This window comes from Nocardia sp. NPDC059764 (assembly GCF_042732555.1).
GTDB lineage: Bacteria > Actinomycetota > Actinomycetes > Mycobacteriales > Mycobacteriaceae > Nocardia.
Genome location: NZ_JBHWHH010000250.1, coordinates 1 through 8,037, shown reverse-complemented (window position 1 = coordinate 8,037; position 8,037 = coordinate 1). Strand labels below are relative to the sequence as shown.

Sequence of the window (8,037 nt, the reverse complement as noted above, 5' to 3'; positions counted from 1 at the left end):
GGCGCAGGGGGTGCGCCCGGCCCATCGCCGTATCCGGGGTAGCGGGTCAGGCGGTGGCTTCGGCCGAGCCGAGCCCGTTGGCGCCGAGCCCGTTGACTCCGTTGACGCCGAGCGTCTTGCGCAGTTCGTCCTCGGCCTCGACGGAGGTGACGAACAGCAGTTCGTCCTCGCCTTCCAGCGGATCGTCGGCCTGCGGGACGATGACGCGCCCGCCGCGCAGGATGGTGACCAGGGCGGCGTCGCGGGGCAGGGTGAGGGTGCGAACGGCTTTGCCCGCCAAGGGGGTATCGGTGGGCAGGGTGATCTCGACCAGGTTGGCCTGGCCCTGGCGCAGCGTCATCAGTCGCACCAGGTCGCCGACCGAGACCGCCTCCTCGACGAGCGAGGCCAGCAGCCGCGGCGTGGACACCGCGACGTCGACGCCCCAGGAGGAGTCGAACAGCCACTCGTTGCGCGGGTCGTTGACCCGGGCCACCACCCGCTGCACCCCGAATTCGGTCTTGGCGAGCAGGCTGAACACCAGGTTCACCTTGTCGTCGCCGGTGGCGGCGATGACCACGTCGTAGGTCTCGAGTCCGGCTTCCTCGAGCGTCTCGAGCTCGCAGGCGTCGGCGTGGGTCCAGACGGCGGTGGGCGCGCTGGTGGGGTCGATGTGGTCGAGGCGGCGTTCCAGCAGCATGACCTGGTGCCCGCTGCGTAGGAGTTCCTGGGCGATGGAGCGGCCGACGGCTCCGGCCCCGGCGATGGCTACCTTCATCGGGCTTCCTTCACGATCATTGCTCGGGGGCAGGGGGATTGGCGGCCAGCGCGACGGCCTCGCCGACATTGCCGGAGGTGGCGGCGATGTAGACCAGGTCGTCGGCCTGCAGCATGGATTTGCCCGTGGGCAGCACGCCCTGTCCGAAGCGGATGACGAAGGCGACGCGCGCCCCGATGGCCTCCTCCAGCGCGTTCACCGAACGCCCGTACCAGTTCTCGTGCAGGTCGAGTTCGGTGACGGCGACGGTGCCGGTGGGGTCGCGCCAGGTGGTGGTGGACTGGTCCGCGACCAGGTTGCGCAGGAACCGGTCGGTAGTCCAGGGCACGGTGGCGATGGTGGGGATCCCGAGGCGCTCGTAGACGGCGGCGCGTTTGGCGTCGTAGATGCGGGCGACCACGCGCTCCACGCCGAAGGTCTCGCGGGCGACGCGGGCGGAGATGATGTTGGAGTTGTCGCCGGAGGAGACGGCGGCGAAGGCGCCGGCGCGTTCGATTCCGGCGCGGGTCAGCACATCTCGATCGAAGCCGACGCCGGTGATGCACAGACCCGGGAAGTCGCGGCCCAGGCGCAGGAAGGCGCTCGAGTTCTGATCGATCACCGCGACCTCGTGGCCGATGCGGACGAGGGCGCGGGCGAGCGAGGATCCGACCCGCCCACATCCCATGATCACGACGTACACCGTACGAACCCCATTCCCGAAAACCGTGGTGTGCGGTCTGGTTGTTTGATCGAAATATCGGCCGGGTGGCAACCGTACCGCTCGAGTTTCACTGCGGGCACTTTCCCCCTCCGGAACATGTTCAAACCGGAACCGGAAAACCTCACAGCGCCCGAGGTCACCCTACGGCTGCGGGCCGCCCAGTTCGCGCCGCGAACACGGTCCCCCGCGGACTGACCTATGCTGCCAGGAGTGTCGAAGTTGACGACGGCCGCCAAGCGCATGCTGGTGGGCCGCCCATTCCGCAGCGATTCTCTCGGTCATACGCTGCTGCCCAAGCGGATCGCGCTCCCGGTCTTCGCCTCGGACGCGCTGTCTTCGGTGGCATACGCGCCCGAGGAGATCTTCCTGGTGCTGTCGGTGGCCGGTCTGTCCGCCTACGTCTACGCGCCCTGGATCGGTCTGGCGGTCGCGCTGGTGATGGCGGTCGTGGTGGCCAGTTACCGGCAGAACGTGCACGCCTATCCCTCCGGCGGCGGCGACTACGAGGTCGCCACCAAGAACCTGGGACCCACCGCGGGGTTGACGGTCGGCAGCGCGCTGCTGGTCGACTACGTGCTCACGGTGGCCGTGTCGATCTCCTCGGCGGCGTCCAATATCGGGTCGGCGGTGCCGTTCGTCGCGACGCACAAGGTGCTGTTCGCGGTGTCCGCGATTGTGATCCTCACCGCGATCAACCTGCGGGGTGTGCGCGAATCCGGCACGGCGTTCGCGATTCCCACCTATGCCTTCATGATCGGCATGTTCGTCATGCTGATCTGGGGGTTCATCCGGATCTTCCTGGGCCAGACCGTGCACGCCGAGTCGTACGGGTTCGGACTGAAAGCCGAGGACGAGCATCTGTTCGGCCTGGCGTTCGTATTCCTCATCGCCCGCGCTTTCTCCTCCGGCTGTGCGGCGCTGACCGGTGTCGAGGCCATCTCCAACGGTGTGCCCGCCTTCCGCAAACCCAAGTCGCGCAATGCCGCGACCACCCTGCTGCTGCTGGGCTGCATCGCGGTCACGCTGTTCATGGGCATGATCGTGCTCACCCAGAAGGTCGGCATCGTCTACGCCCACGACACCTCGGACCTGATCGGCGCGCCCGCGGGCTACGAGCAGAAGACCCTGGTGGCGCAGCTGGCGGGGGCGGTGTTCTCCGGCTTCCCGGCCGGGTTCTACTTCATCACCATCGTCACCGCGCTGATCCTGGTGCTGGCGGCCAACACCGCCTTCAACGGCTTCCCGGTGCTGGGTTCGATTCTGGCGCAGGACCGCTTCCTGCCGCGTCAGCTGCACACCCGTGGTGACCGGCTGGCGTTCAGCAACGGCATCCTGTTCCTGGCGGGCGCGGCCATCGCGTTCGTGGCGCTGTTCGGCGCGGAGGTGACGCGCCTGATCCAGCTCTACATCGTCGGCGTGTTCGTGTCGTTCGTGCTGAGTCAGACCGGCATGCTGCGGCACTGGACCCGGCTGCTGCGCACCGAGACCGATCCCGCTCAGCGGATGCGGATGAAGCGGTCGCGGGTGATCAACGCCATCGGCCTGACCATGACCGCGACCGTACTGATCATCGTGCTGGTCACGAAGTTCGTGGCGGGCGCGTGGATCGCCATCATCACCATGGCGGCGATCTTCGGCCTGATGAAACTCATTCGCCGCCACTACGACTCCGTGTCGCGGGAGCTGGACGAGGCCGATTGGGACGCGGTGCTGCCCAGCCGCACCCACTCCATCGTGCTGGTGTCCAAGCTGCACATGCCGACCCGGCGCGCCCTGGCCTACGCCCGCGCCACCCGGCCCGACACCATCGAGGCCATCACGGTGAACGTCGACGAACCCGACACCCGGACGCTGGTACGCGCGTGGGAGTCCAGCGATATCGCGGTGCCGCTCAAGGTGATCGAATCGCCGTACCGTGAGATCACCAAGCCCGTGGTGGATTACGTGAAGCGCGTGCGCAAGACCTCGCCGCGCGACGTGGTCACCGTGTTCATCCCCGAATACGTGGTCGGCCACTGGTGGGAGCAGCTGCTGCACAACCAGAGTGCGCTGCGCCTGAAGGGGCGCCTGCTGTTCGAGCCCGGCGTCATGGTGACCAGCGTCCCCTGGCAGCTGTCCTCCTCGGCGGGCCGGGCCCATCCCAGTCGCGTGGTCAACGCGCCCGGTTCGGTGCGTCGTGGTTTCGGGGACGAGTCGTGAGCGCACCCGACTGGTACGGCGAGGTCTTCGAGGTTCGTCTCGGCCCGCCCGGCCACGGCGGATTCTGCGTGGCCCGGCACGAGGGCCGCGTGCTGTTCGTCCGCCACGGACTGCCGGGCGAGCTGGTCCGGGCCCTGATCACCGAGGATCGCGGCGGCTCGTTCTGCCGTGCCGACGCCATCGACATCCTCGACCCGTCGCCCGACCGCGTCCCCGCCACCTGCCCGGTCTCGGGCCCCGGCGGCGCGGGCTGCTGCGACTTCACCTTCGCAACCCCCGAGGCCCAGCGCGCCCTCAAGCATCAGGTCGTCGCCGACCAGCTGCGTCGCCTCGCCGACTGGGAGCCCGACTTCGTCGTCGAACCCATCCCGGTGCCCGTCGGACTGCCGACCGGCGCGGTGGCGCAGGACTCCCGCACCGGGCTGATCGCCCGGCCGGGCAGTTCCGGACGCACCCGCGGTGTGACCACTAGTCTCGGTGCGACCTTGCTCGCGGGTTCGCGCCCCGAGTCGCAGCCGATGGCGGCCACCTCCGAAGTGCCCGAGCCTGCCGCGCCCGAAAAGTCTCAATCAGGACCAGTGTCCGAGTCGCCCGCCGGGGGACGCCCGGACACGTCCGCGTCCACCGGTGTCGCGCCGGGCCGGATCGGGGGAGTGGCCACGCGTGTGGCGAGTGCCCTCATCGGCAGTCCGGCCGCCGAGCCCGGACGCGGTGTGCGACTGGTCGGGCCGCCGTCGGCCGACGCGTATGCCGGTGGCTGGCGCAGCCGGGTGCGGCTGGTCGTGGACGCCGATGGCCGCGCCGGGGTGCACGGCTATCGAAGCACCGAGGTGATCACGGATCTGCGATGCCCGCAGCCGATGGCCGGTGCCATGGAGGGCATCGCCGAACGGACATGGACGCCCGGGGCCGATCTCGTGGTGGCCGTCGACGGTGACGGGATGCGGCATCTGGTCGAGGTCGCGCCCGCCGGGGACGAACGCGGCGGGCGGCGTGATCGGGGCGGTCGCGCCGAGGGTTCCGCGCGCGGCTCCGGTCGCGGCGGGGATCGGCGCAGTACCGCCGCACGGCGGGCGGCGGCGCACAGCGCCCGGACCGAGCGGGTCGTGGATGGCACCGGGCGGGCGGTGCAGTATGTCGCCGAGCGCCGGTGGGAGCTGTCGGCGACCGGGTTCTGGCAGCCGCATTACGGTGCGGCGCAGTGCTATTCGGATGTGGTGGCCGAGTGGGCCGATGCCGCGCCGGGCGCGCTGGTGTGGGACCTGTACTGCGGTGTGGGCGTGTTCGCGGCGCGACTGGCCGGGCAGGTCGGCGACACCGGGTTCGTGCACGGCGTGGAGTTCGCGCGCACCGCGGTCACCGAAGGCCGGGCCGCGCTGCGGGATATGCCGTGGGTGGATCTGACCGCCGAACGGGTCGAGCGCTGGATTCACGAACAGTCCGGCGCCGCACCGGATGTCGTGGTCCTGGATCCGCCGCGCGCGGGCGCGGGCAAGGACGTGATCAACGCCCTGAGCGAGCATTCCCCGCGTCGCATCGTCCACATCGGCTGCGACCCGGCCTCTTTCGCCCGCGACGTGGGCCTCTACCGTTCCGCCGGGTACCACCCCGTGGCCTTGCGCGTCTTCGACGCCTTCCCCGGCACCCATCACGTCGAGTGCATCGCCGCCTTCGAACGCTGACCCCCGAGGGGAGCTGTCACCGCGGGATTCCATCCGGATCCCCGCGTCGACCGCTCCCTGATCTTGTTGTGGCGCAGGTGGGTTGGCGGGCTGCTGGCCCAAGTCCAGCACTGACTCGGCGAAGCTAGGCGAGCTGCCAGGTGACCCGGATGCTGGTCGACATCTCGCTCTCGCCGAGTTCCACCGGCATGGCCGGGGCCCCTCCGGATTTCGCGGCGGCCGCGAAGGCGACGCGCGGGGCCGGGGTCGGGCCCGAGATGTTCTCGGTGATCTCGACGACCGGACCGAGCTTGCGGCCCGCCCGCGACACGTACTGTTCGGCCTTGCTGACCGCGTGATCCCAGGCCTCGTCGCGGGCGCGGACCATCAGCGATTCCTCATCGGCCACGGTCAGCGTCAGCCCGCCCAGCCGCACATCGTCACCTCCGGCGGCGACGGCGTGGGCGATGATCGCGGCGGGCCCACCGTCCTGGCCGGACTTCGCTTCCCCGTCGGGCCCGGCGATATCGCGCAGTGTCACGGTCAGCGACGTTCCCGCTGAGTACCCGACCAGTTTCTCCCGATTGCCGTCGGTCCACACGGTGTCCGCCCGCACGGTCAGCCCGCTGGTGGAGATGTCGCGCCCCTGCACCCCGTCCCCGCGCAGCGACTGGATCACCGCGTCGGCCCGTTCCCCGGCGCGCGCGTAGGCCGCGGCCACGGTGTCGGCGCGGGTGTCCACGGAGATGGCGACCCGCATGATGTCCGGTGTCGCACTGGCGCTCCCGGATCCGATCATCGTGATGGTGCCGACGTTGTCGCTGGTCACGCGGTCCTCCTCGGTCGATGCGGGCGCAACCCGGCCGATGCTACCGATGCCGGGTGATCCCTCGCCCGTGCCGCGCGGACGGCCCGCGTCAGGCGGCCGGATGTCCGCTGCCCGCGGCCTCGGCGAGGGTGTCGGCGAGTGAGAGTGCGCCCGTGGCGATCTCGCTCGCCGCGGCCAGATCGAGCCGGAGGTCCAGGTCCGGCGCGTCGGCCGGTCCGTCGTGGTGAGTCAGTCCGGTCTCGGTGATCACGTAGTGGAAGGCGGTATCGCCGATGCGAACTGTCACCGTGCCCGTGGGGACGAGTTCGGCGACGGCCCGCCCGAGGGGGAGCGCGAACCAGTGGGCGCGGACGGCGTCGGTGGCGCGCTGCTCCCCGAGCTGGGCGGTGCCCCAGGCCGAGAGGGTGTCGAGGACCGGCCGCAGCGCCGCACCGGAGTCGGTGAGTTCGTAGAGCACGGTCCCCGCCCGCGGCCCGATGCGGCGTTTGGTGAGAATCCCGTCACGCTCGAGGTCCTTGAGCCGGGCGGCCAGCACGTCGGTGCTGATGCCGGGCAGGTCGGCGAACAGGTCGCTGTAGCGGCGCGGGCCCGAACAGAGTTCGCGGACCACCAGCAGATTCCACCGGTCGCCGACGATGTCGAGGGCGCGGCTCACGGTGCAGTAGTGGTCGTAGCTTCGGCGTGGCACGATCCCACTGTAACCAACAACTTGGAAATACCAAGTGCAAACTTGGAAATTCCAAGTAGAGTGTGCGGCAACCACACCGAGAAGAGGTCGTTCATGCAGGTGAAGCAGTCGAGCAAGCTGTCGGGCGTGTCCTACGAGATCCGTGGACCGGTCGCCGAGCATGCCGCACGCCTGGAAGCCGAGGGGCATCACGTCGTGAAGCTCAACACCGGCAACCCGCTGCCCTTCGGCTTCGAAGCACCCGCCGAACTGCTCCAGGACATGGTCCGCAACCTGCCCCAGTCGAGCGGCTACTCCTCGTCCAAGGGCCTGCTCTCGGCGCGCCGCGCGGTGGTGCAGTACTACCAGACCCTGGGTCTGAGCGAGATCGACGTCGAGCAGGTCTTCCTCGGCAACGGCGTCTCCGAACTGATCATGATGGCCATGACCGCGCTGCTGGAGAACGGCGACGAAGTCCTGGTTCCCGCACCGGATTTCCCGCTCTGGACCGCCGCCACCGCGCTCAACGGCGGCCGCCCGGTGCACTACATCTGTGACGAGCAGGCCGACTGGATGCCGGATCTGGCCGATATCGAGTCCAAGATCACCGACCGCACCCGCGCCCTGGTCATCATCAACCCGAACAACCCCACCGGCGCCGTGTACTCGCCCGAGGTGGTGCGTCAGATGCTGGAGCTGGCGCGCCGCCACCACCTGGTGGTGTTCTCCGACGAGATCTACGACAAGATCCTCTACGACGACCTCGAGCACACCGCCACCGCCGCCCTGGCCCCGGATGTGCTGTGCCTGACCTTCTCCGGACTCTCGAAGTCCTACCGCGCCGCCGGTTTCCGCGGCGGCTGGCTGGTCGTCTCCGGCCCGGTCGAGCACGCCGAGAACTACCTCGAGGGCCTGACCATGCTGGCCGGTCTGCGGCTGTGCGCGAATGTGCCCGCGCAGCAGGCGATCCAGGCCGCCCTCGGCGGACACCAGAGCATCTACGACCTGACCCTGCCCGGCGGCCGCCTGCGCGAGCAGCGCGACCGGGCGTGGGAGGCGCTCAACGCGATCCCGGGCATCTCGTGCGTGAAGCCCAAGGGCGCGCTGTACGCCTTCCCGCGCATCGATCTCGACATGTACAAGATCCACGACGACGAGCAGTTCGTCCTGGATCTGCTGCTCCGCGAGAAGATCCACATCGTGCAGGGCACCGGCTTCAAT

At 69.5% G+C, this 8,037-nt stretch carries 7 protein-coding genes; 3 read left to right on the top strand and 4 right to left on the bottom strand.

Annotation, left to right across the window (positions count from 1 at the left end):
* Positions 1-46 precede the first annotated feature (46 nt).
* Together ACFV4K_RS33205 and ACFV4K_RS33200 are read right to left on the bottom strand one after the other, a co-directional pair.
* Complete coding sequence (locus ACFV4K_RS33205) at positions 47-757, bottom strand: potassium channel family protein (RefSeq protein WP_379280257.1); 711 nt, start codon at positions 755-757, stop codon at positions 47-49.
* Between the two features lie 16 nt (positions 758-773).
* Positions 774-1,439, bottom strand: a complete 666-nt coding sequence (locus tag ACFV4K_RS33200) for a potassium channel family protein (protein WP_379280256.1) — start codon at positions 1,437-1,439, stop codon at positions 774-776.
* Positions 1,440-1,670: 231 nt separating this feature from the next.
* On the opposite strand from ACFV4K_RS33200, the gene ACFV4K_RS33195 reads away from it, so the two are divergent.
* Positions 1,671-3,659 (top strand): APC family permease, encoded by a 1,989-nt coding sequence (locus ACFV4K_RS33195; RefSeq protein WP_379280254.1) that lies wholly within the window; start codon positions 1,671-1,673, stop codon positions 3,657-3,659.
* A complete protein-coding gene (locus tag ACFV4K_RS33190) occupies positions 3,656-5,341 on the top strand; it encodes a class I SAM-dependent RNA methyltransferase (protein WP_379280253.1) in 1,686 nt (561 codons plus the stop codon). Before ACFV4K_RS33195 ends, ACFV4K_RS33190 begins: the two co-directional genes overlap by 4 nt.
* A 124-nt stretch (positions 5,342-5,465) precedes the next feature.
* On the opposite strand, the gene ACFV4K_RS33185 is transcribed toward ACFV4K_RS33190, so the two are convergent.
* Together ACFV4K_RS33185 and ACFV4K_RS33180 are read right to left on the bottom strand one after the other, a co-directional pair.
* Positions 5,466-6,149: an SIMPL domain-containing protein gene (locus ACFV4K_RS33185; RefSeq protein WP_379280251.1), complete on the bottom strand. Its 684-nt coding sequence runs from the start codon at positions 6,147-6,149 to the stop codon at positions 5,466-5,468.
* A gap of 88 nt (positions 6,150-6,237) precedes the next feature.
* Positions 6,238-6,837 carry a winged helix-turn-helix transcriptional regulator gene (locus tag ACFV4K_RS33180; protein ID WP_379280250.1) on the bottom strand — a complete coding sequence of 200 codons (600 nt, stop codon included), beginning with the start codon at positions 6,835-6,837 and terminating at the stop codon, positions 6,238-6,240.
* A 21-nt stretch (positions 6,838-6,858) separates the two neighbouring features.
* Between ACFV4K_RS33180 and ACFV4K_RS33175 the strand changes: the two genes are divergently transcribed.
* Positions 6,859-8,037: pyridoxal phosphate-dependent aminotransferase (locus ACFV4K_RS33175; RefSeq protein WP_379280248.1), on the top strand; the 1,179-nt coding region annotated here is incomplete at its 3' end.